At 54.5% G+C, this 23,812-nt stretch carries 22 protein-coding genes; 14 read left to right on the plus strand and 8 right to left on the minus strand.

Annotated elements, in window-relative coordinates; all coding sequences use genetic code 11:
* The first annotated feature begins 249 nt into the window (after window positions 1–249).
* The 6 genes from aspS to ruvB all read left to right on the plus strand — a co-directional run bounded on the left by aspS (window position 250) and on the right by ruvB (window position 5,522).
* Window positions 250–2,037, plus strand: a complete 1,788-nt coding sequence (aspS, locus tag LZ634_RS05055) for an aspartate--tRNA ligase (protein ID WP_234502744.1) — start codon at window positions 250–252, stop codon at window positions 2,035–2,037.
* Between the two features lies 1 nt (window position 2,038).
* Window positions 2,039–2,482 carry a dihydroneopterin triphosphate diphosphatase gene (gene nudB, locus LZ634_RS05060; RefSeq protein WP_234502745.1) on the plus strand — a complete coding sequence of 148 codons (444 nt, stop codon included), beginning with the start codon at window positions 2,039–2,041 and terminating at the stop codon, window positions 2,480–2,482.
* 28 nt (window positions 2,483–2,510) lie between these two features.
* A complete protein-coding gene (locus LZ634_RS05065) occupies window positions 2,511–3,254 on the plus strand; it encodes a YebC/PmpR family DNA-binding transcriptional regulator (protein WP_234502746.1) in 744 nt (247 codons plus the stop codon).
* Between the two features lie 34 nt (window positions 3,255–3,288).
* Entirely contained in the window at window positions 3,289–3,810 is a 522-nt protein-coding gene (gene ruvC / locus LZ634_RS05070) for a crossover junction endodeoxyribonuclease RuvC (protein ID WP_061284686.1), read from the plus strand.
* 81 nt (window positions 3,811–3,891) lie between these two features.
* Entirely contained in the window at window positions 3,892–4,503 is a 612-nt protein-coding gene (ruvA, locus tag LZ634_RS05075) for a Holliday junction branch migration protein RuvA (protein WP_234502747.1), read from the plus strand.
* Window positions 4,504–4,511: 8 nt separating this feature from the next.
* Window positions 4,512–5,522: a Holliday junction branch migration DNA helicase RuvB gene (gene ruvB, locus LZ634_RS05080; protein WP_234502748.1), complete on the plus strand. Its 1,011-nt coding sequence runs from the start codon at window positions 4,512–4,514 to the stop codon at window positions 5,520–5,522.
* Between the two features lie 118 nt (window positions 5,523–5,640).
* Here the strand turns inward: ruvB and znuB are convergent, their stop codons facing one another.
* Entirely contained in the window at window positions 5,641–6,426 is a 786-nt protein-coding gene (gene znuB / locus LZ634_RS05085) for a zinc ABC transporter permease subunit ZnuB (RefSeq protein ID WP_234502749.1), read from the minus strand.
* Complete coding sequence (gene znuC / locus LZ634_RS05090; protein ID WP_234502750.1) at window positions 6,423–7,178, minus strand: zinc ABC transporter ATP-binding protein ZnuC; 756 nt, start codon at window positions 7,176–7,178, stop codon at window positions 6,423–6,425. The genes znuB and znuC overlap by 4 nt, the downstream gene beginning before the upstream one ends.
* 77 nt (window positions 7,179–7,255) lie before the next feature.
* Between znuC and znuA the strand changes: the two genes are divergently transcribed.
* From znuA to lpxM, 3 genes are all read left to right on the plus strand, one after another.
* Complete coding sequence (znuA, locus tag LZ634_RS05095; RefSeq protein ID WP_234502751.1) at window positions 7,256–8,215, plus strand: zinc ABC transporter substrate-binding protein ZnuA; 960 nt, start codon at window positions 7,256–7,258, stop codon at window positions 8,213–8,215.
* 12 nt (window positions 8,216–8,227) lie between these two features.
* Window positions 8,228–9,547 (plus strand): murein DD-endopeptidase MepM, encoded by a 1,320-nt coding sequence (gene mepM, locus LZ634_RS05100; protein WP_234502752.1) that lies wholly within the window; start codon window positions 8,228–8,230, stop codon window positions 9,545–9,547.
* 130 nt (window positions 9,548–9,677) lie between these two features.
* Window positions 9,678–10,655, plus strand: a complete 978-nt coding sequence (gene lpxM, locus LZ634_RS05105) for a lauroyl-Kdo(2)-lipid IV(A) myristoyltransferase (RefSeq protein WP_234502754.1) — start codon at window positions 9,678–9,680, stop codon at window positions 10,653–10,655.
* An 81-nt stretch (window positions 10,656–10,736) separates the two neighbouring features.
* On the opposite strand, the gene pyk is transcribed toward lpxM, so the two are convergent.
* Together pyk and LZ634_RS05115 are read right to left on the minus strand one after the other, a co-directional pair.
* The gene (pyk, locus tag LZ634_RS05110) at window positions 10,737–12,179 is read right to left on the minus strand and encodes a pyruvate kinase (protein ID WP_234502756.1); all 1,443 of its coding nucleotides are present in this window, start codon (window positions 12,177–12,179) and stop codon (window positions 10,737–10,739) included.
* A 112-nt stretch (window positions 12,180–12,291) separates the two neighbouring features.
* A complete protein-coding gene (locus tag LZ634_RS05115; RefSeq protein ID WP_234502817.1) occupies window positions 12,292–13,161 on the minus strand; it encodes a MurR/RpiR family transcriptional regulator in 870 nt (289 codons plus the stop codon).
* A gap of 509 nt (window positions 13,162–13,670) precedes the next feature.
* Between LZ634_RS05115 and zwf the strand changes: the two genes are divergently transcribed.
* The 3 genes from zwf to LZ634_RS05130 all read left to right on the plus strand — a co-directional run bounded on the left by zwf (window position 13,671) and on the right by LZ634_RS05130 (window position 17,871).
* Complete coding sequence (gene zwf / locus LZ634_RS05120) at window positions 13,671–15,146, plus strand: glucose-6-phosphate dehydrogenase (protein ID WP_234502758.1); 1,476 nt, start codon at window positions 13,671–13,673, stop codon at window positions 15,144–15,146.
* 232 nt (window positions 15,147–15,378) lie between these two features.
* Complete coding sequence (edd, locus tag LZ634_RS05125) at window positions 15,379–17,190, plus strand: phosphogluconate dehydratase (RefSeq protein ID WP_234502761.1); 1,812 nt, start codon at window positions 15,379–15,381, stop codon at window positions 17,188–17,190.
* 39 nt (window positions 17,191–17,229) lie between these two features.
* Window positions 17,230–17,871, plus strand: coding sequence for a bifunctional 4-hydroxy-2-oxoglutarate aldolase/2-dehydro-3-deoxy-phosphogluconate aldolase (locus LZ634_RS05130; RefSeq protein WP_234502763.1), 642 nt, complete (start codon window positions 17,230–17,232; stop codon window positions 17,869–17,871).
* 76 nt (window positions 17,872–17,947) lie between these two features.
* Here the strand turns inward: LZ634_RS05130 and purT are convergent, their stop codons facing one another.
* The gene (gene purT, locus LZ634_RS05135; protein WP_234502765.1) at window positions 17,948–19,126 is read right to left on the minus strand and encodes a formate-dependent phosphoribosylglycinamide formyltransferase; all 1,179 of its coding nucleotides are present in this window, start codon (window positions 19,124–19,126) and stop codon (window positions 17,948–17,950) included.
* 181 nt (window positions 19,127–19,307) lie between these two features.
* On the opposite strand from purT, the gene LZ634_RS05140 reads away from it, so the two are divergent.
* Window positions 19,308–19,949 (plus strand): tellurite resistance TerB family protein, encoded by a 642-nt coding sequence (locus LZ634_RS05140; RefSeq protein WP_234502767.1) that lies wholly within the window; start codon window positions 19,308–19,310, stop codon window positions 19,947–19,949.
* Window positions 19,950–20,031: 82 nt separating this feature from the next.
* Window positions 20,032–22,083 (plus strand): oligopeptidase B, encoded by a 2,052-nt coding sequence (gene ptrB / locus LZ634_RS05145; protein ID WP_234502769.1) that lies wholly within the window; start codon window positions 20,032–20,034, stop codon window positions 22,081–22,083.
* Here ptrB and exoX read toward each other — a convergent pair whose 3' ends face one another.
* The 3 genes from exoX to LZ634_RS05160 all read right to left on the minus strand — a co-directional run bounded on the left by exoX (window position 22,084) and on the right by LZ634_RS05160 (window position 23,754).
* Window positions 22,084–22,743, minus strand: a complete 660-nt coding sequence (gene exoX, locus LZ634_RS05150; RefSeq protein WP_234502771.1) for an exodeoxyribonuclease X — start codon at window positions 22,741–22,743, stop codon at window positions 22,084–22,086. It abuts the gene before it with no gap.
* A gap of 23 nt (window positions 22,744–22,766) precedes the next feature.
* Window positions 22,767–23,435 carry a carbon-nitrogen hydrolase family protein gene (locus tag LZ634_RS05155; protein ID WP_234502773.1) on the minus strand — a complete coding sequence of 223 codons (669 nt, stop codon included), beginning with the start codon at window positions 23,433–23,435 and terminating at the stop codon, window positions 22,767–22,769.
* A gap of 88 nt (window positions 23,436–23,523) precedes the next feature.
* Window positions 23,524–23,754, minus strand: a complete 231-nt coding sequence (locus tag LZ634_RS05160) for a DNA polymerase III subunit theta (RefSeq protein ID WP_234502775.1) — start codon at window positions 23,752–23,754, stop codon at window positions 23,524–23,526.
* Window positions 23,755–23,812 lie beyond the last annotated feature (58 nt).

The raw sequence follows: 23,812 nt of genomic DNA on the forward strand, positions 1-23,812 counted from the left end.
CGGGCTGTTGGCGCATACCTTACAATCGTCACCAGGTTATTGAGGGGATAATTATTGTTAATTTTTGTGAGCGTAAGCAATAAGCGTTCAGCTAACAGGCGTATAAACCGCACTGGGCTTATCGTGAGCGAGAATTTCCAGTATAATAGCCCCCTTTTTTCATCCAGTAGTGACATTCAGCTAAAGCTGCGACAGTTAAGCCTGCACGGCAGGCGACAATCCGCCGACGGCTAAGTTAAGGGATATCTCATGCGTACAGAATATTGCGGACAGCTTCGACAGTCCCACGTTGGGCAGCAGGTGACTCTGTGTGGTTGGGTCAACCGTCGTCGTGATCTCGGCAGCCTCATTTTTATCGACATGCGCGACCGTGAAGGCATCGTTCAGGTATTCTTCGATCCGGATCGTGCGGATGCGTTGAAGTTAGCGTCTGAACTGCGTAACGAGTTCTGCATCCAGGTGACCGGCACCGTGCGTGCGCGTGATGAAAAAAACATCAACGCGGAAATGGCAACCGGCGCGATTGAAGTTCTGGCGTCTGACCTGACCATCATCAACCGTTCAGAATCACTGCCGCTGGACTCCAACCACGTCAACACCGAAGAAGCGCGTCTGAAATACCGCTACCTCGATCTGCGTCGTCCGGAAATGGCACAGCGTCTGAAAACCCGTGCGAAAATCACCAGCTTCGTACGTCGTTTTATGGATGACCACGGTTTCCTCGATATCGAAACCCCGATGCTGACCAAAGCGACGCCGGAAGGCGCGCGCGACTACCTCGTACCTTCCCGCGTACATAAAGGTAAATTCTACGCGCTGCCACAGTCTCCTCAGCTGTTCAAACAGCTGCTGATGATGTCTGGCTTCGACCGCTACTATCAGATAGTCAAATGCTTCCGTGACGAAGACCTGCGTGCTGACCGTCAACCTGAATTTACCCAGATCGACGTTGAAACTTCCTTTATGACTGCACCTCAGGTGCGCGAAGTGATGGAAGCGCTGGTTCGTCAGATGTGGCAGGAAGTGAAGGGCGTGGACCTGGGCGAATTCCCAATCATGACCTTTGCTGAAGCCGAACGCCGTTACGGTTCCGATAAACCGGATCTGCGTAACCCAATGGAACTGGTCGACGTTGCTGACCTGCTGAAATCCGTTGAGTTCGCGGTATTCTCCGGCCCGGCAAACGATCCGAAAGGCCGCGTTGCTGCGCTGCGCGTTCCGGGCGGTGCTTCTCTGACCCGTAAACTTATCGACGAATACGGCAACTTTGTGAAGATCTACGGCGCGAAAGGCCTGGCTTACATCAAAGTGACCGAGCGTGCGAAAGGCCTGGAAGGGATCAACAGCCCTGTAGCCAAGTTCCTGACGGCTGATATCGTTGAAGCGATTCTTGAGCGCACCGGCGCACAAGATGGCGACATGATCTTCTTCGGTGCAGACAACAAGAAAGTGGTTGCCGATGCGCTGGGCGCACTGCGTCTGAAGCTGGGTAAAGATCTGAACCTGACCGACGAAAACATGTGGGCGCCGCTGTGGGTTATCGACTTCCCGATGTTTGAAGAAGACGGCGAAGGCGGCCTGACCGCAATGCACCACCCGTTCACCTCACCGAAAGACATGACCGCTGATGAACTGAAAGCAGCGCCGGAAGATGCGGTGGCTAACGCTTACGATATGGTCATCAACGGCTATGAAGTGGGTGGCGGTTCTGTGCGTATCCACCGTGGCGACATGCAGCAGACCGTGTTTGGTATCCTGGGCATCAACGAACAGGAACAACGCGAGAAGTTTGGCTTCCTGCTCGACGCGCTGAAATACGGTACCCCGCCGCATGCAGGCCTGGCGTTTGGTCTGGACCGTCTGACCATGCTGCTGACCGGCACCGACAACATTCGTGATGTTATCGCCTTCCCGAAAACCACCGCGGCAGCTTGCCTGATGACCGAAGCACCAAGCTTCGCGAATCCAGCATCTCTGGGCGAACTGGGTATTCAGGTTGTGGCGAAAGAACCAAAAGAGTCGGCGGAGAACAAGTAATATGCCATTCAAGCGGCCCGTCTCTATTCTGGTAGTGATTTACGCCCAGGATAGCAAACGGGTGCTGATGTTGCAGCGACGCGACGATCCTGATTTCTGGCAGTCGGTTACCGGCAGCCTGGAAGAGGGGGAAACCGCGTCGCAGGCCGCCCTGCGCGAAGTAAAGGAAGAGGTCACTATTGACGTTGTTTCTGAGCAACTGACCTTGATGGACTGCCAGCGCACGGTGGAGTTTGAAATTTTTCAACATTTACGTCATCGCTATGCCCCCGGCATTGAGCGCAACACAGAATCCTGGTTCTGCCTTGCGCTTCCTCACGAGCAGGAAATTGTGTTCACTGAACACCTGACCTACCAATGGCTTGATGCGCCCGCTGCGGCGGCGCTCACCAAATCGTGGAGCAATCGGCAGGCGATTGAAGAATTTGTCATTAACGCTGCCTGAAAGGGCATAGTTTTTTGGAGATATTTTTATGGCAGGTCATAGTAAATGGGCCAACACCAGACATCGTAAAGCAGCGCAGGATTCTAAGCGCGGCAAAATCTTCACCAAGATCATTCGTGAGCTGGTGACGGCGGCCAAACTTGGCGGCGGCGATCCGGATGCCAACCCACGTCTGCGTGCGGCAGTAGATAAAGCGCTGTCCAACAACATGACGCGTGACACCTTGAACCGTGCGATTGCGCGTGGTGTGGGCGGTGACGAAGACACGAACATGGAAACCATCATCTATGAAGGTTATGGTCCTGGCGGCACAGCGGTGATGATCGAATGTCTGTCTGACAACCGTAACCGTACCGTTGCCGATGTGCGTCACGCATTTACCAAAACCGGTGGCAACCTCGGTACCGACGGTTCCGTTGCTTATCTGTTCAGCAAAAAAGGCATCATCTCCTTTGAACAGGGCGATGAAGACACCATCATGGAAGCTGCGCTGGAAGCGGGTGCAGAAGACGTTGTGACCTTCGACGACGGCGCGATTGACGTCTATACCGCGTGGGAAGATATGGGCAAAGTGCGTGATGCACTGGAAGCGGCTGGTCTGAAAGCCGATGCGGCTGAAGTGTCTATGATCCCGTCTACCAAAGCGGACATGGATGCAGAGACTGCACCGAAGCTGCTGCGCCTTATCGACATGCTGGAAGACTGTGATGACGTGCAGGAAGTCTACCACAACGGCGAAATCTCTGACGAAGTTGCTGCTACCTTAGAATAATGCGGCTGAGCCCTAACATAACAGGAGATGTGTGATGTCTATTATTCTCGGCATTGACCCGGGATCGCGCATCACCGGTTATGGCGTTATTCGTCAGGTTGGCCGCCAGCTAACCTACCTTGGCAGCGGATGTATTCGTACCAAGGTGGATGATTTACCGTCGCGCCTGAAGTTGATTTATGCGGGCGTGACGGAAATTATCACCCAGTTCCAGCCGGATTATTTTGCCATTGAGCAGGTCTTTATGGCCAAAAACGCCGATTCGGCGCTCAAGCTGGGGCAGGCGCGCGGCGTTGCTATTGTGGCCGCCACCAATCAGGATCTTCCCGTATTCGAATATGCCGCCCGGCAGGTCAAACAGACCGTCGTCGGGATTGGTAGCGCCGAAAAAAGCCAGGTTCAGCATATGGTGCGCACGCTGTTAAAGCTGCCCGCCAATCCGCAGGCGGACGCCGCCGATGCGCTAGCCATCGCCATTACCCACTGCCACGTCAGCCAGAATGCCATGCAAATGAGCGATACGCGGTTGAATTTAGCGCGCGGGCGATTACGATAATGACAAATCAGGCTGGATAAACATCCAGCCTTTTTTTATGATAGCGCATTACCTTTTTAGCCCTTAACGCAGGAGCGTCATGTGATAGGCAGACTCAGAGGCATCATTCTCGAAAAACAACCCCCGCTGGTTCTTCTGGAAACGGGCGGGGTAGGCTATGAAGTGCATATGCCGATGACCTGTTTTTACGAGCTGCCGGAAGCTGGGCAGGAGGCAATTGTTTTCACCCACTTCGTGGTGCGTGAAGACGCGCAGCTGCTGTACGGTTTTAACAACAAGCAGGAACGCACTCTGTTTAAAGAGCTGATTAAAACCAACGGCGTGGGGCCGAAGCTGGCGCTGGCGATCCTCTCCGGTATGTCGGCGCAGCAGTTCGTTAATGCGGTAGAGCGCGAAGAACTCGGCGCGCTGGTGAAATTGCCGGGTATCGGTAAGAAAACCGCTGAGCGTCTGATCGTTGAGATGAAAGACCGCTTCAAAGGCCTGCACGGCGATCTCTTTACTCCAGCCGCCGATCTGGTGCTGACCTCTCCGGCGGGGCCGGATAGCGATGATGCCGAGCAGGAAGCGGTTGCTGCGCTGGTGGCGCTGGGCTATAAACCTCAGGAAGCCAGCCGTATGGTCAGCAAGATTGCCCGTCCGGATGCCAGCAGCGAAACATTGATCCGCGAAGCGCTGCGCGCGGCGCTATGAGGTAAAGGATGATTGAAGCAGACCGCCTGATAGCATCAGGCAGTACCATGGCGGAAGAGGTGGCGGATCGCGCCATCCGCCCCAAATTACTGGCTGAATATATCGGTCAGCCGCATGTGCGCTCGCAGATGGAAATTTTCATCCAGGCGGCAAAACTGCGTGGCGACGCGCTCGATCACCTGCTGATTTTTGGCCCTCCAGGGCTTGGCAAAACCACGCTGGCCAATATCGTCGCCAATGAGATGGGCGTTAATTTACGTACCACCTCCGGCCCGGTGCTGGAAAAAGCCGGCGATCTGGCGGCGATGCTGACCAACCTTGAGCCTCACGACGTGCTGTTTATCGATGAGATCCACCGCCTGTCGCCGGTGGTGGAAGAGGTGCTCTATCCCGCCATGGAAGATTACCAGCTCGATATTATGATCGGGGAAGGCCCGGCGGCGCGTTCAATTAAAATCGACCTGCCGCCGTTTACCCTGATTGGCGCGACCACCCGTGCGGGGTCTCTGACGTCACCGTTGCGCGACCGTTTTGGTATTGTGCAGCGCCTTGAGTTTTATCAGGTGCCCGATCTTCAGCACATTGTAGGCCGCAGCGCGCGCTTTATGGGGCTGGAGATGAGCGAAGAGGGCGCGCTGGAAGTGGCTCGACGTGCTCGTGGTACGCCGCGTATCGCCAACCGCCTGCTGCGCCGCGTGCGCGACTTTGCGGAAGTGAAGCATGATGGCACGATTTCGGCGGATATCGCCGCTCAGGCGCTGGATATGCTGAACGTTGATGCCGAAGGGTTTGACTATATGGACCGTAAGCTGTTGCTGGCGGTTATTGATAAGTTCTTTGGCGGCCCGGTTGGCCTCGATAACCTGGCGGCGGCGATTGGCGAAGAGCGGGAAACCATTGAGGACGTGCTGGAGCCGTATCTGATCCAGCAGGGATTCTTACAACGTACGCCGCGCGGGCGTATGGCGACGGTGCGCGCGTGGGATCACTTCGGGATTAAACCGCCGGAAACGCCTTGAGCATAGTGTCGGATGACGCTGCTGACGCATCTTATCCGACCTACAGTTTACACCGCCGCGCCTGCTTATCACCGCCCGTAGGTCGGGCAAACGTAGCGCACCCGACGATACGGTGTATTCAGTTCGCCTGTTTTTTCATCATACTGAAAATAAACAGCAGCGCGGCGCACAGAACGACTGAAGGGCCCGCAGGCGTGTCGTAGAACGCTGAGAAGGTCAGCCCGCCGGTGACGGCAATCATCCCCATTCCTACCGCTATTCCCGCCATCTGTTCCGGCGTACGCGCAAAACGACGCGCCGTTGCCGCCGGGATAATCAGCAACGAAGTAATAATCAACGCTCCAACAAACTTCATCGCCACGCCGATGGTGAGTGCGGTCACGAGCATCAGCAGCAGCTTCACGCGCTGAAGCTTCACGCCGTCCACAAATGCCAAATCCGGACTAATGGTCATCGACAGCAGATTACGCCATTGCCAGAAAAGAATCGCCAGCACCACCACTACGCCGAGCGCAATGGAAATAAGGTCCTGTGGCGTCACGGCGAGCAGATCGCCAAACAGATAGGCCATCAGGTCAACCCGGACGTTTGACATCAGACTGACCACGACCAGACCCAGCGACAGCGCACTGTGCGCCATAATCCCCAGCAGGGTATCAATCGCCAGGTGAGGGCGTTTTTCCAGCCATACCAGCCCGGCTGCCAGCAGCAGCGTGACCGCGATGACCGCATAGAAAGGATTGACATCCAGCAGTAGGCCGAAGGCCACCCCCAATAACGACGCATGGGCGAGGGTATCGCCGAAATAGGACATTCGACGCCAGACCACAAACGAGCCCAGCGGGCCGGCAGCACACGCCAGCATCATTCCGGCAAGCCAGCCGGGAAGTAAAATTTCAATCATGACTGCCCATTTCCCCGACGCAAAATAATACGGCCCTGTAAATCATGGCGATGGTTATGCTGATGGCGATAAATCCCCAGCTGTTCGGCACCGCGTGGACCAAACATCGAGATAAATTCCGGATGCATCGAAACCACATCCGGCGTGCCGGAGCAGCAGATATGGTGATTTAGACATAGAACCTCATCCGTTTTAGCCATCACCAGATGCAGGTCATGAGACACCATCAGCACCGCGCAGTTGAGCTCCTGACGCAGTTGGTTAATGAGGTCATACAGCGCAACCTGGCCGTTAACGTCAACGCCCTGGGTCGGTTCATCAAGAACCAGTAACTGCGGTTTATTCAGCAACGCACGCGCCAGCAGCACACGCTGGGTTTCACCACCAGAGAGCTTCTGCATTGGTGCATCCTGAAGATGGGCGGCCTGAACGCGCATCAGCGCAGGGAGGATATCCTCTTTACGCGTTGCGGGATGTAAACGTAAAAAACGCTTGACGGTCAGCGGCAATGTCGCGTCCAGGTGTAATTTTTGCGGTACGTAGCCAATGCGTAGCTGTTTATCGCGGATGACAACGCCTTCGCTGGGTGCTACCAGGCCGAGGACCACGCGCACCAGCGTCGATTTGCCGGCACCATTAGGACCAAGCAGCGTCAGAATGCGGCCTGGCTTGAGATTCAGCGAGATGTCAGAGAGCACCCGGCGTTGGCCGAAGGTGACTGCAACATTTTCCAGAGATACAAGATTTGTCATAGCAATTAGGGGTTGCACAAGATAGTGAATGTTATAATATCACACATCTCTTATTCATTTCGATTATCAGACGCATAATGTTACAGAAAAATACGCTTCTTTTCGCAGCTTTATCCGCTGCACTTTGGGGAACGGCAGCACAGAGTGCTGATGCCGCCGTTGTGACGTCGCTCAAGCCGTTGGGATTCATCGCTGCCGCGATTGCTGACGGGGTAACAGAGACCCAGGTATTGCTGCCTGACGGTGCCTCTGAACATGATTATTCATTGCGTCAATCTGATGCAAAACGCTTACAGAACGCGGACTTAGTGGTTTGGATTGGTCCAGAAATGGAAGCGTTCATGGACAAGTCAACGCAAAGCATTCCTGATGCGAAAAAAGTGACTATCGCCCAGCTTGACGGGGTGAAACCGTTACTCATGAAGGGGGCTGATGATGACGATGACGATCACGGTGCCGAGGGTGGACATGACCATGCCCACGCGGAAAAAGGTGACGAGCATCACCATCACGGCGATTACAACATGCATTTGTGGCTTTCCCCAGAGATAGCGCGGCTGTCAGCGGTTGCAATCCATGACAAATTAGTGGAACTTATGCCCCAGAGTCGAGCCCGGCTTGACGCCAACCTGAAGGATTTTGAGGCCAATCTGGCCACGACCGATAAACAGGTTGCGAACGAGCTGGCATCGGTGAAAGGAAAAGGGTATTTCGTTTTTCATGACGCCTATGGTTACTACGAAAAACACTACGGTTTGACCCCACTTGGGCACTTTACCGTGAACCCTGAGATCCAACCCGGTGCGCAGCGTTTACATCAAATAAGAACACAGTTGGTTGAGCAAAAAGCAACCTGCGTTTTTGCTGAGCCACAATTCAGGCCCGCTGTCGTTGAATCTGTCGCGCGGGGAACCACCGTCCGCATGGGAACGTTGGATCCTCTCGGCACCAATATACAGCTGAGTAAAGAGAGCTATCCGGCGTTTCTGACTCAACTGGCGACCCAGTATGCGAGCTGCCTGAAAGGAGATAAGTAAGGAAGTGAATACGTGCAGCAGATAGCCCGCTCTGTCGCTCTGGCATTTAATAATTTGCCGCGGCCCCACCGCGTTATGCTGGGGTCACTGACCGTTCTCACACTGGCCGTCGCTGTCTGGCGGCCATACGTTTATCACCCAACCTCCTCACCGGTCATCCGGACTATCGAGCTGGAGAAAAAAGAGATCCGCTCTCTGTTACCCGAGGCCAGCGAACCTATCGATCAGTCCGCTCAGGAAGACGAAGCGATTCCTCAGGATGAACTGGACGACAAAGCCGATAACGAAACGGGCGTGCATGAATATGTGGTATCCACGGGCGATACCCTTAGCAGCATCCTGAATCAGTACGGTATTGATATGGGCAATATCAGCCAGCTTGCAGCGGCGGATAAAGACCTGAAAAACATGAAAGTCGGTCAGCAGCTCTCCTGGACACTGAACGATGACGGCGACCTCCAGCGTCTGACGTGGGAAATGTCGCGCCGTGAAACCCGCACCTACGATCGCGTTGCCAATGGCTTTAAAATGAGCAGCGAGATGCAGCAGGGCGACTGGGTTAACAGCCTGGTGAAAGGGACCGTTGGCGGCAGCTTTGTCTCCAGCGCCGTGAATGCCGGGTTAACCAGCGTTGAAGCTAGCGCGGTTATCAAAGCCATGCAGTGGCAGATGGACTTCCGTAAGCTGAAAAAAGGCGACGAATTCTCAGTACTGATGTCGCGTGAAATGCTGGATGGTAAGCGCGAGCAAAGCCAGCTGCTGGGCGTGCGTTTGCGTTCAGACGGCAAAGATTATTACGCGATTCGCGCAGAAGACGGTAAGTTCTACGACCGCAACGGTACGGGGCTGGCGAAGGGCTTCCTGCGCTTCCCAACCGCGCGCCAGTTCCGCGTGTCGTCCAACTTTAACCCGCGTCGTCTGAACCCCGTTACCGGACGCGTTGCGCCGCACCGTGGCGTGGATTTTGCGATGCCGCAAGGGACGCCGGTTCTGGCGGTCGGCGATGGCGAAGTGGTAGTAGCGAAGCGCAGCGGCGCGGCAGGTTACTACGTAGCGGTCCGTCACGGTCGTACCTACACCACTCGTTATATGCACCTGCGTAAGCTGTTGGTGAAACCGGGTCAGAAGGTGAAACGTGGGGATCGTATTGCGCTGTCTGGCAATACCGGTCGTTCAACCGGGCCGCATCTGCACTATGAAGTATGGCTTAACCAGCAGGCGGTGAATCCGCTGACGGCCAAGCTGCCGCGTACCGAAGGGCTGACCGGCTCCGACCGTACCGACTATCTGGCCCAGGTGAAGCAAGTCTTACCGCAGCTGCGTTTCGACTGATATCGCCTAAGAAACAGACGTTCAGAGCCGGTGCTTTCTTAGCACCGGCTTTTTCTTTTGTGTGAACCCCCCGCGCTCGCTACACTATCTGATTATCTGCACCACCCGATGATTCGAACCAGGAACAGGCATGGAAACGAAGAAAAATAATAGTGAATACATTCCCGAGTTTGAGAAATCTTTTCGCCATCCGCGCTACTGGGGCGCCTGGCTAGGCGTACTGGCTTTTGCTGGTATCGCTTACATCCCGGCAAAAATTCGCGACCCGCTGTTGGGGAAACTCGGCCGACTGGCCGGGAAATATGGCCGAAGTGCGCGTCGTCGCGCGCAGATTAACCTGCTTTACTGCTTCCCGGAAAAAAGCGAAGCCGAGCGGGAAGCTATTATCGATGAGATGTTCGCAACTGCGCCGCAGGCGATGGTGATGATGGCTGAGCTGGCGCTGAAAGGGCCGGAAAAAATTCTGCCGCGCCTCGATTGGCAGGGGCAGGAGATTATTGATGAAATGCGCCGCAACGGCGAGAACGTTATCTTCCTGGTGCCGCACGGCTGGGGCGTGGATATTCCGGCGATGGTGATGGCCTCTCAGGGACAGAAGATGGCGGCGATGTTCCATAATCAGGGCAACAAGGTTTTCGACTTCGTATGGAATACCGTGCGTCGCCGCTTTGGTGGTCGACTGCACGCGCGAAATGACGGTATTAAACCGTTTATTCAGTCGGTGCGTCAGGGCTACTGGGGCTATTATCTGCCGGACCAGGATCATGGCCCGGAGCACAGCGAGTTTGTCGATTTCTTTGCCACCTATAAAGCCACGCTGCCGGCGATTGGCCGCCTGATGAAAGTGTGCCGCGCGCGCGTGGTGCCCCTGTTCCCGGTCTATAACGGCAAAACGCACCGTTTAACGATTCTGGTGCGCCCACCGATGGATGACCTGCTGGAAGCCGATGACAACACCATTGCGCGTCGAATGAACGAGGAAGTGGAAATCTTCGTTGGCCCGCATACCGAGCAGTACACGTGGATCCTGAAATTGCTGAAGACGCGTAAGCCGGGTGAAACGGAGCCGTATCAGCGTAAAGAGCTGTATCCGAAGAAAAAGAAATAGCACGTGTCAACGCTATTCAGGACGGGTCAACAACAATAAAAAAGCCCAGGCAGTTGCCTGGGCTTTTTTGCACTTCGAGGTTTACTCGACGGTCAGGATACGCGTGGTGTTGGTTGAACCCACGGTGCTCATGACGTCGCCCTGGGTGACGATAACCAGGTCACCCGACATCAGGTAGCCTTTATCACGCAGCAGATTAACCGCATCGTGTGCCGCTGCCACGCCATCACAGGCGCTATCGAAGAATACTGGGGTCACGCCGCGGTACAGCGCCGTCAGGTTCAGCGTGCGTTCGTGGCGAGACATGGCGAAAATCGGCAGACCGGAAGTAATACGGGACGTCATCAGCGCGGTACGACCGGATTCGGTCATGGTGATGATGGCGGTCACGCCTTTCAGGTGGTTTGCCGCGTACATCGCCGACATGGCAATGGCTTCTTCCACGTTGTCGAACTGTACGTCCAGACGGTGTTTAGAAACGTTAATGCTTGGGATTTTTTCTGCACCCAGGCACACACGCGCCATGGCAGCAACGGTCTCAGACGGATACTGACCGGCAGCGGTTTCCGCAGACAGCATTACGGCATCGGTACCATCCAGTACGGCGTTCGCCACGTCCATCACTTCGGCGCGGGTTGGCATTGGGTTGGTGATCATCGATTCCATCATCTGGGTCGCGGTGATGACGGTACGGTTCAGCTGACGCGCACGACGGATCAGCGCTTTCTGGATACCGACCAGTTCAGGGTCGCCGATCTCAACGCCCAGGTCGCCACGGGCAACCATCACCACATCGGAGGCGAGAATAATATCGTCCATCGCATCCTGGCTGCATACCGCTTCCGCACGTTCGACTTTCGCTACGATTTTCGCATCACAGCCGGCTTCACGGGCCAGACGACGCGCGTAGTTCAGATCTTCGCCGCAGCGTGGGAAGGAGACGGCAAGGTAGTCGACGCTAATTTTGGCGGCCGTTACGATGTCCGCTTTATCTTTTTCGGTCAGCGCTTCAGCAGAAAGCCCACCGCCTAACTTGTTGATGCCCTTATTGTTGGACAGCGGGCCACCGACGGTCACTTCGGTGAACACTTTCATGCCCTGAATTTCCAGCACTTTTAGCTGTACGCGGCCATCATCCAGCAACAGAATGTCGCCTGGAACCACGTCGGCTGGCAGACCTTTATAGTCGATGCCGACTTTCTCTTTATCGCCTTCGCCTTTACCCAGGTTGGCATCAAGCAGGAATTTATCGCCGATATTGAGGAATACTTTGCCTTCTTTGAAGGTTGATACGCGGATCTTTGGTCCTTGCAAATCGCCGAGGATGGCTACATGACGCCCAAGTTTTGCCGCAATTTCGCGTACTTTATCGGCACGAAGCTGATGATCTTCTGGCGTACCGTGAGAAAAGTTCATACGTACAACGTTGGCACCGGCGGAAATTACCTTCTCGAGGTTATTGTCGCGGTCAGTTGCTGGGCCTAACGTGGTTACGATCTTGGTTCTGCGAAGCCTTCTGGACATGTAATACTCCGTTGACTAATACAACTTAAGGTGTTGCGTGAACAGGAATTCGGCAATGTCGCCAACCTGGCGCTACCGAATGATTTAATTAATAACAACGTTCTTATCGCTTTTAGTGGTTATCGCTGTGTGTTGATAGCTCTTTATCAAAGCGCGATTCTTTCAATGCTTCTTTGACTCGCTTCAAGTTATCCCTGAATTTTGCTCCCCGGCGCAGGGTAAAGCCCGTCGCCAGCACATCAATCACGGTAAGTTGCGCCAGTCTTGAGACCATCGGCATGTAAATATCGGTGTCTTCCGGAACATCAAGGGTGATGGCGAGAGTCGCTTCCCGGGCCAGCGGTGTACCGGCGGAAGTGATAGCGATAACCATGGAATCGTTTTCCCTCGCGACCTGCGCCACTTCAACCAGGCTTTTGGTTCTGCCGGTATGGGAAATCAGCACCACTACATCATCGTCGCTGCAATTCATACAGCTCATTCGTTGCAAAACGATGTCATCAGAATAGATGACCGGGACGTTGAATCGGAAAAATTTGTTCATCGCATCGTGTGCGACCGCCGCCGAAGAACCGAGGCCAAAGAAGGCAATCTTCTTGGCCTGGGTTAAAAGATCGACTGCCCGATTGACCGCTGACATATCAAGAGACTGGCGCACATGGGCCAGGCTTGCCATCGCCGACTCGAAAATTTTCGCCGTGTAGGCTTCTACGCTGTCATCTTCATCAACATTACGATTAACATACGGTGTACCGTTGGCGAGACTTTGGGCAAGATGGAGTTTGAAATCCGGAAATCCACGGGTCTCCATGCTGCGGCAGAAACGGTTAACGGTGGGTTCGCTGACCTCGGCTTCAAGGGCGAGCGCGGCAATACTTGAGTGGATTGCGTGCTCCGGAGCCGCGAGAATAACTTCCGCGACTTTTCGCTCGGATTTGCTAAGGTTTTCCAGTTGGGACTGGATTCTTTCCAGCATGTTCATCGTGACAAGGCGCTCATAGATTGAAACGATTCCATTAATGGGTGAAATCTGCAGGCGTTTTAGCAAGAATATACGCTTGATGCTGGATGAAAAGTGAATAGTAACAGCAAAATATGTTGTTTATTTTCATTACATGATCAACGTCGTATTTTAACTGGCGTCATTCAGGCGAAAGAACGAACAAAATTGGCGGATTGCCTAACGCTGTAGCCGTAACGGTTCCGATTTGTGCGATCGGAAGGCGAGAAGGGCGTTAAAGGGTTTCGGCAATTTGGTAAACACAGTACAGTGCACCGTAAGAAAATTACAATGATATCCGGCATATTTCAGGAAAACCTGAAGGATAAAGTATATATACCCAAAATAATTCGAGTTGCATGAAGGCGGCAAGAGAGCGAATCCCCTGGAGCGTACATGAGTACGTGACTGGGGTGAACGAGCGCAGCCAACGCACAGGCAACTTGAAGTATGAAGGGTATAGAACCGGATCTTTAACTGAGGAGAATGACATGGCGGTAACGCAAACGGCCCAGGCATGCGATCTGGTCATTTTCGGCGCGAAGGGCGATTTAGCCCGCCGGAAACTGCTGCCTTCCCTGTATCAGCTTGAAAAAGCCGGTCAAATTAACCCTGACACCCGTATTATCGGCGTAGGCCGTGCCGACTGGGACAAAGCAACGTACACCAAAGTGGTGCGCGAAGCGCTGGAAACCTTCATGAAAGAGAAAATTAATGAAGGTTTGTGGGATACCCTCAGTGCGCGTCTCGATTTCTGCAACCTCGATGTTAATGATGTTTCGGCGTTCTCTCGTCTGGGCGAGATGCTCGATCAGAAGAATCGCGTCACCATCAACTATTTTGCGATGCCGCCAAGCACCTTTGGCGCCATCTGCCGTGGTCTGGGCGAAGCGAAGCTGAACGCCAAGCCGGCTCGCGTCGTCATGGAAAAACCGCTGGGCACCTCGCTGGAAACCTCCCGTGAGATTAACGACCAGGTCGGCGAATATTTCGAAGAGTGCCAGGTTTACCGTATCGACCATTATCTGGGTAAAGAGACGGTACTGAACCTGCTGGCGCTGCGTTTTGCCAACTCCCTGTTTGTGAACAACTGGGATAACCGCACTATCGATCACGTGGAAATTACCGTGGCCGAAGAGGTGGGTATTGAAGGGCGCTGGGGCTACTTTGACCAGGCCGGCCAGATGCGCGACATGATCCAAAACCACCTGCTGCAAATTCTTTGCATGATTGCCATGGCGCCGCCGTCAGATCTGAGCGCTGACAGCATTCGTGATGAGAAGGTGAAGGTACTGAAGTCGTTGCGCCGCATTGACCGCAGCAACGTACGTGAAAAAACCGTCCGTGGGCAATATACCGCAGGTTTCGCGCAGGGGCAGAAAGTTCCGGGCTATCTCGAAGAAGAGGGTGCCAATAAATCGAGCAGCACCGAAACCTTCGTGGCTATCCGTGTTGACATCGACAACTGGCGCTGGGCGGGCGTACCGTTCTACCTGCGCACCGGTAAACGTCTGCCGACCAAATGCTCTGAAGTCGTTGTTTACTTCAAGAATCCAGAGCTGAACCTATTCAAAGAGACCTGGCCTGAGCTGCCGCAGAACAAACTGACCATTCGCCTGCAGCCGGACGAAGGTGTGGATATTCAGATCCTCAACAAAGTGCCGGGTCTGGATCACAAGCATAATCTGCAGGTCACTAAGCTGGATCTGAGCTACTCCGAAACCTTTAATCAAACGCATCTGGCCGACGCCTACGAACGTCTGCTGCTGGAAACTATGCGCGGTATTCAGGCGCTGTTCGTTCGCCGTGATGAAGTTGAAGAGGCCTGGAAGTGGGTTGACTCCATTACCGGCGCGTGGGCGAGCGACAACGATGCCCCTAAACCGTATCAGGCTGGCACCTGGGGGCCGGTGGCTTCCGTGGCGATGATCACCCGCGATGGCCGTTCCTGGAACGAGTTCGAGTAAGCCGTAGCGATAATCCAGAAGGGTTATTTTACCGGTAACATGATCTAACACAGCATGTAGTGCTATTTTTGCGCATTTAAGCCCCGGGCGGATTCACTCCCGGGGCTTTTTTTATTACACTAGCGGTAGATACTTGCCTCTGAGCTGCGTTATACGGGCGTTTAAGATAAGTTAAGCCAATATATTCGTCCGATTAGACAGCGGCCTGGACAGAAAAATTTGAGGAGCCTTTATGAACTCTGTAATGTTACGGGTAACAAATCGCATTATTGAACGCTCTCGCAGTACGCGTGAAGCCTATCTGGCGCGCATCGAGCAGGCGAAAACTGAAACGGTTCACCGTTCAGAGCTGGCCTGTGGCAACCTGGCGCACGGTTTTGCCGCCTGCCAGCCAGATGATAAAGCGTCGCTGAAAAGCATGCTGCGTAACAATATCGCGATCATCACCTCCTATAACGATATGCTTTCTGCCCATCAGCCGTATGAATATTACCCGGACCAAATCCGTAAAGCGCTGCATAGCGTTAATGCGGTAGGCCAGGTGGCGGGCGGCGTACCGGCCATGTGTGACGGCGTGACCCAGGGGCAGGACGGTATGGAGCTTTCTTTACTGAGCCGCGAAGTCATTGCCATGTCCGCCGCGGTGGGCCTTTCCCACAATATGTTTGACGGCGCGCTGTACCTTGGCGTGTGTGACAAAATTGTCCCAGGCCTGGCGATGGCCGCGTTCTCATTCGGTCATCTGCCGTCGGTGTTTATCCCGTCAGGCCCAATGGCCAGCGGCCTGCCAAATAAAGAAAAAGTGCGTATTCGTCAGCTGTATGCTGAAGGCAAGGTTGACCGTAACGCGCTGCTGGAGTCGGAAGCGGCTTCCTACCATGCGCCTGGAACCTGTACTTTCTACGGCACCGCCAATACCAACCAGATGGTTATCGAATTCATGGGTATGCAGCTGCCGGGTTCCTCATTCGTTCACCCGGATGCCCCGCTGCGTGCTGAACTGACCGCCGCTGCGGCGCGTCAGGTGACGCGTATGACCGGCAATGGCAACGAGTGGATGCCGCTGGGCAAAATGGTTGACGAAAAAGTGGTGGTAAACGGGATCGTGGCGCTGCTGGCAACCGGCGGTTCCACTAACCACACCATGCACCTGGTGGCGATGGCACGCGCAGCGGGCATCATCATTAACTGGGATGATTTCTCCGAACTGTCTGACGTTGTGCCATTGATGGCCCGTCTGTATCCAAACGGCCCGGCCGATATTAACCACTTCCAGGCTGCGGGCGGCGTACCGGTGCTGGTGCGCGAACTGCTCAAAGGCGGTCTGCTGCATGAAGACGTCAACACCGTAGCGGGCTTTGGTTTGTCCCACTACACCATGGAGCCATGGCTCAATGAGGGCAAGCTGGACTGGCGTGATGGCGCAACGGCGTCTTTAGATGACAGCATCATTGCTACCTTCGACAAACCGTTCTCTAAACACGGCGGCACCAAAGTACTGAGTGGTAATCTCGGTCGTGCGGTGATGAAAACTTCTGCTGTACCGGTTGAAAACCAGGTGATTGAAGCCCCAGCTGTTATTTTTGAAAGCCAGCATGATGTATTACCGGCGTTTGAAGCGGGTCTGCTGGACAAAGATTGCGTCGTTGTTGTGCGCCATCAAGGGCCAAAAGCGAACGGCATGCCAGAATTACATAAACTTATGCCGCCACTTGGTGTATTATTGGACCGCTGTTTCAAAATTGCGTTAGTCACTGATGGACGACTGTCTGGTGCATCCGGTAAAGTGCCGTCGGCGATTCACGTGACCCCTGAAGCCTATGACGGTGGGCTGCTGGCAAAAGTACGCGACGGTGACATGATTCGCGTAAACGGCCAGACCGGCGAGCTTACGCTGCTGGTCGATGAAGCCGAACTGGCTGCGCGTCAACCGCATATTCCTGATCTGAGCGCTTCGCGCGTGGGAACAGGCCGTGAACTGTTCGGTGCATTACGGGAAAAACTGTCCGGTGCAGAGCAGGGCGCAACCTGTATTACCTTTTAAGATGACACGATTTGTAGATCTGGCGAGAGAGAATTTCTGATGAAAAACTGGAAAACAACTGCAGAAGCAATCCTGACCACCGGCCCAGTAGTACCGGTTATCGTGGTTAACAAGCTTGAGCACGCAGTACCGATGGCGAAAGCGCTGGTTGCAGGCGGCGTACGCGTCCTGGAAGTGACGCTGCGTACCGCATGCGCGATGGACGCTATCCGCGCGATTGCGAAAGAAGTTCCGGATGCTATCGTCGGCGCGGGTACCGTGACCAACGCACAGCAGCTGAAAGAAGTCACCGAAGCTGGCGCGCAGTTTGCTATCAGCCCGGGTCTGACCGACAATCTGCTGAAAGCAGCGACTGCTGGCACTATCCCGCTGATCCCGGGTATCTGCTCTGTATCTGAACTGATGCTGGGTATGGAACATGGCCTGAAAGAGTTCAAATTCTTCCCGGCTGAAGCCAACGGTGGCGTGAAAGCGCTGCAGGCGATCGCAGGTCCATTCTCTCACATCCGTTTCTGCCCAACTGGCGGTATCTCCCCAGCTAACTACCGTGACTACCTGGCGCTGAAAAGCGTTCTGTGCATCGGTGGTTCCTGGTTAGTTCCAGCTGACGCGCTGGAAGCTGGCGATTACGATCGCATCACCAAACTGGCTCGTGAAGCAGTTGAAGGTGCTAAGCTGTAAGATAACTGTCTGCCCGATTTGGTTATCGGGCTGCAGAAAAGAAGGGCGGGTATGCGCAAGCAGCCCGCCTTTTTTATTACCCCTGAACGATGACGGCAGCCGCGGCGATTTTTGCGCGCTCAACCGCTTGCTCCACGCTATCGCCCGTTGCCAGCGCCACGCCCATACGACGGGAACCATCGATATCCGGTTTGCCGAACAGGCGCAATTGCACCCCAGCACCCAGCGCGTTCTGCACATTATCGAAGGTGACGTTACGGCTACTCAGCTGTGGCAGCAGTACCGCGGAAGCCGAAGGGCCGTATTGGCGAATCGCCCCCACGGGTAATCCGAGGAATGCTCGAACATGCAGGGCAAACTCAGAGACGTCCTGCGAAATCAGCGTCACCATCCCGGTGTCGTGAGGGCGCGGAGAGACTTCGCTGAATACCACGTCATCACCGCAGACAAATAGCTCTACGCCGAATAAACCGTAACCACCCAGCGCCAGTACCACCTCACGGGCAATTTCCTGCGCACGCGCCAGCGCCAGGTCGCTCATCTGCTGCGGCTGCCAGGATTCACGGTAGTCGCCATCTTCCTGGCGGTGCCCTACAGGCGCACAGAAATGAACGCCATCGACCGCGTTGACGGTGAGCAGGGTTATCTCAAAATCAAAATTCACCACACCTTCAACAATAACGCGACCGGCCCCTGCGCGGCCGCCCTGTTGAGCGTACTGCCATGCCTGCGCCAGCTGCTCTTCATGGCGAATAAAGGTCTGCCCTTTGCCGGAAGAACTCATGACCGGCTTAACGATACAGGGGAGGCCAATATTCGCTACCGCCTGGCGGAACTGCGCTTCACTGTCGGCAAAACGGTACGCTGAGGTGGGTAATTTGAGGGTTTCAGCCGCCAGGCGACGAATGCCTTCGCGGTTCATGGTCAGTTTGGTGGCGCGCGCGCACGGCACTACGTGTTGACCTGCCTGCTCGAGTTCAATCAACGTATCGGTGGCGATAGCCTCAATTTCCGGCACGATAAAGTCGGGTTTTTCCTGCTCAACCAGCGCTTTGAGTACCATACCGTCGAGCATATTAATCACATAGGAACGATGTGCGACGTGCATTGCCGGAGCGTCGGCATAACGATCGACGGCGATCACTTCAATCCCTAATCGCTGGCATTCAATGGCGACTTCTTTACCCAACTCACCTGAACCCAGAAGCATTACGCGCGTCGCAGCTGGACGCAGAGCTGTGCCTAATAACGTCATTACCTATTCCACCGTCTATCCAAAGTTTGGCGCATTATAAACGAAAACGTTTGCGTCTGTCTTGAGATCGGCAAATAAGTAGGGTTATCGCTTTAAATTTTCGCATCTTTATGTGCAGCAGACGTTTTCTGACATCAGCTCGCCTAGTCTGAATGTCGTACATAATTCTTCTGGAGGTTATATGTCAGGCTGGCTTAATCAACTGCAATCGCTGCTGGGGCAAAAAGCGGGTGATGGGAAAAACGGGCTTAACCAAATGTTGGTGCCTGGGGCATTAGGGGGCCTGGCCGGATTGCTGACCGCCAGTAAGTCGTCGCGCAAAATGCTGGCAAAATACGGCACCGGCGCACTGCTGGTGGGCGGCGGCGCGGTCGCCGGGAGCGTATTGTGGAATAAGTACAAAGATAAGCTGCGCGGTGACCCGCAGGCGGAAATGAAATACGGAGCATCGGCGGCACCGCTCGATATGCGTACCGAGCGGCTGATTCTGGCGCTGGTCTTCGCGGCGAAAAGCGACGGGCATATTGATGCGAAAGAACAGGCCGCCATTGAACAACAGCTGCGTGAGGCGGGCGTAGAAGAGCAGGGGCGAGCGCTCATTGCCCAGGCCATTGAACAACCGCTTGATCCGCAGCGTCTGGCCCGCGATGTCCATAACGAAGAAGAGGCGCTGGAGCTGTATTTCATCAGCTGTGCCGCGATTGAGATCGATCACTTTATGGAACGTAGCTATCTGAATGCGCTGGGCGACGCTTTGAAGCTACCCGTGGAGGTGCGTGAAGGCATCGAACAGGATTTACGGCAGCAAAAACAGCAACTTTAAATGACTTATTACAGGTTTTGCTTGCATCGTCGTCTAATTTGTCCACCCTTATAGGGTGTGACTAATACAGAAGAATAATGAGATGCCACCTAAAGCAAAACGGATACCCCACACCATGACCTTGCATGGTGATACGCGCGTTGATAATTACTACTGGCTGCGGGATGATTCGCGATCCCAGCCCGCGGTGCTTGACTATTTACAGCAGGAGAATGCCTATGGGCGCGAGGCTATGTCATCGCAGCGCAGCCTGCAGGATCGCGTATTAAAAGAGATTATTGACCGCATACCGCCAAAAGAGGTATCAGCACCGTATATCAAAAATGGCTATCGCTATCGTCAGGTCTATGAACCGGGCCGCGAGTACGCAATATACCAGCGCCAGGTGCTGGGCAAAGAAGCCTGGTCATTACTGATTGATGAAAACAAACGCGCCGCCCACAGTGAGTTTTATACGCTGGGCGGGCTAAATGTGGCCCCGGATAATAACCTGCTGGCGGTGACGGAAGATTTTCTCTCGCGCCGTCAGTACGGCCTGCGCATTCGCCATCTGCAAAATGAAACCTGGCTACCGGAAGTGATTGAGGACGTTTCGCCGGGCGTTGTCTGGGCCAACGATTCACGCACGCTCTATTATGTGCGCCAGCATCCCGTCACGCTGCTGCCGTGGCAGGTATGGCGTCATCATATTGGAACGCCAACGGCCCAGGATGAGTTGATCTATGAAGAGGCGGACGACGCGTTTTATGTCAGCCTGCACAAAACCTCATCGCGTCAATATGTGGTGATTGCACTCTCCAGCGCGACAACCAGCGAAATGCTGCTGCTTGATGCGGACAAATCAGATGCCCAGCCGCAGTCCTATTTACCGCGCCGTAAAGATCACGAATACAGCATCGACCACTATCAGCAGCAGTTCTATCTGCGCTCCAACCGCGATGGCAAGAACTTCGGTTTATACCGCAGTGATAGCTGGGATGAGCATGCATGGCAAACGCTGATTGCCCCGCGTGATGCGGTCATGCTGGAGGATTTCACCCTGTTCCGTGACTGGCTGGTGGTTGAAGAGCGCGAACATGGCCTGATTCGACTACGGCAAATCCACCGCCACAGCCAGCGGGAAACGCAGATTGCATTCGATGATCCAACGTACGTCACGTGGATTGCCTATAACCCGGAACCCGAAACGGCCAGTCTGCGCTACGGCTACTCGTCGATGACCACCCCGGATACGCTGTTTGAGCTGAATATGGACAGCGGCGAGCGGCAGGTACTTAAACAGCAGGAAGTGAAAGGCTTTGACGCCAGTCGCTATCGCAGCGAGCGTTTATGGGTAACTACCCGTGATGGCGTTCAGGTGCCGGTTTCGTTGGTCTATCGGCAGGAACATTTCCGTCGTGGTAAAAATCCGCTGCTGGTCTACGGCTATGGCTCCTATGGCGCCAGTATGGATGCCGACTTTAGCAGTAGCCGTCTGAGCCTGCTGGACCGTGGCTTCGTCTTTGCTATCGCGCATATTCGCGGCGGCGGAGAGTTGGGGCAGCAGTGGTACGAAGACGGTAAATTCCTGAAAAAGAAAAATACCTTCAACGATTACATTGATGTTTGCGATGCGTTGCTGGAACAGGGGTATGGGAACCCAACCTTGTGCTACGGCATGGGGGGCAGCGCTGGGGGCATGCTGATGGGGACGGTGATTAACGAACGTCCTGAGCTGCTTCACGGCGTGGTGGCACAGGTGCCGTTTGTCGATGTCGTCACCACCATGCTCGATGAATCCATTCCGCTGACCACAGGGGAATTTGAGGAGTGGGGCAATCCGGAGGATGAGGACTACTATCACTATATGAAGTCCTACAGCCCGTATGATAACGTCAGGCCGCAGGCGTATCCGCATCTTCTGGTGACTACCGGCCTGCATGATTCACAGGTGCAGTATTGGGAACCGGCAAAATGGGTCGCTAAGCTGCGCGAACAGAAGGTCGATGACAACCTTCTGTTGCTGTGTACCGATATGGATTCCGGGCATGGCGGGAAGTCGGGGCGTTACAAAAGTTACGAGGGCGTGGCGCTGGAATACGCCTTCCTGATTGCCCTGGCGCAGGGGACGCTGCCAGGACAAACGGAACGCTAGCTACTTCTCAAGATAGTGTTTTAACGTCAGCCGTAATTCCGGGCTCATGCGATCGAGGTTGTTGAACAGCCAGCGCAGGTAGCCCGGATCGTCTTTGGCAATTTCCGCCACCTCTTGTCCACGATATTTGCCGAAGGTAAAGGTGCGCAGCAGCGCCGGACGCCCGGTGACGTCAACCATCTGTTCGGCACTCCAGCCGGAGACCTGCATGATATCAATCAACAGCGCGGCGGTAATGTAACAGTCGTACAGGGCGCGGTGGTGGTGCAGGCCGGATGGCGTGACCACGCTCAGCTTACGCGACTTATACAGCGCCATATTGCTGTATTTAATCCCCGGCCACAAACGACGCGCCATCTTCATGGTGCAGATCCATTCGCCGTCCATTTCCGGCAAGACGCGGCGGTCGAAGCTGGCGTTATGGGCGACGTACCATGGACTGCCCTGGTAGAATGGGACGACTTCTTCAATCCACGGCTTATCGGCCACCATCTCTTCGGTAATGCGGTGGATGGCCATCGCCTGCGCGCTGATAGGGCGATCGGGGCGAACCAAATGGCTCATAGGATTAACTATTTTACCGTTAACAACATCGACGGAGGCAATTTCAACAACGCCCCCCTGCAAGTCGCAGGTTTCGGTATCGATTACGCGCAGCATGGCGAACTCCCGGCCAAAAACGACTAGCGTAAAGGAATGATCTCGCCTTGCCAACCCTGGGCGCTTTTTCTGCCGGTTAACAGCAGTTCACCGCCGTCAGCTCGCACAATCAGCTGGCCGTTTTCATCCCATAGCGCGCTGCCGCCGGAAAAAGTGCCGTTGGCGTAATTGGATTTTAAGACGGCAATTGAATATTTATGTGCAAAGCGCTGCAAGCGTTCGGTGGTACGCTGCTGTTGGGGCTCTGCCATTGAGCTGACCGTCGCCATAAGCGATGCCTGAGAAGAGAGGCCGCAGCCCTCATGGCTTAGTTCAAACACGCTAATTTGATCGGACTCCGGCGCAAGGCAGGTGCCATGCCCCTGTTGGTGCTTGGTAGGATGAACGCTGTGCGGATTGAAAATCACGATGCCCTTAATCCGCGTACCGTTGGTGTCCATCGGCAGCCCGGCAATAATGGTCATCTGATGACGCTGGGCGGCATCGCAAAGCGGCTGCAGTTCAGCGTCGCACGGCGGTGCGGGCAGCGGGTGGTCGTCGACGGGGCCGGTGAGCGATAGCTCCGGGAAGATAAGAACCTTACATGCCTGCTCGGCGGCGGCGTCGATAAATCGCAGATGGTGAGTGATATTTTCCGCAACATCACCCTTACGAGGCGCATATTGCGCCGCAGCAATAGTCCATGTCAGCATAGTTGCATCCTTCAACACGTTGAATTGGGCTTTTATTCTGCGTAATAGTACTTGATTCTATGTAAGAAAATGTCACCAAGGGTAATGATTACTTGGATTTTGGCTCGTACGGCAGACGAGAAAGATTGACGGAGGCTAAGCGATGCGCAATCAGTCGCTCGCGAAACCAGTTGCGCAGGTGCTCTGGTTGTTCGCGCTCCACCACTTCTGCCACAATCGGCATGTTGTAGCGTTCTTTGAATGCCACACCCGCGGCGGCCAAATCAACGTTCACTTTGTCCATTTCGTCTTGCGGCAGGGTAGCCAGATTGGTTTGCATGATTTTTTCTCCTTAGAATACCGGCGCAAAAGTTACTAAGAGTCTCGCAAAATGGCAA

This window comes from Kluyvera intermedia (assembly GCF_021440345.1).
GTDB classification, from domain to species: Bacteria; Pseudomonadota; Gammaproteobacteria; order Enterobacterales; family Enterobacteriaceae; genus Kluyvera; species Kluyvera intermedia_A.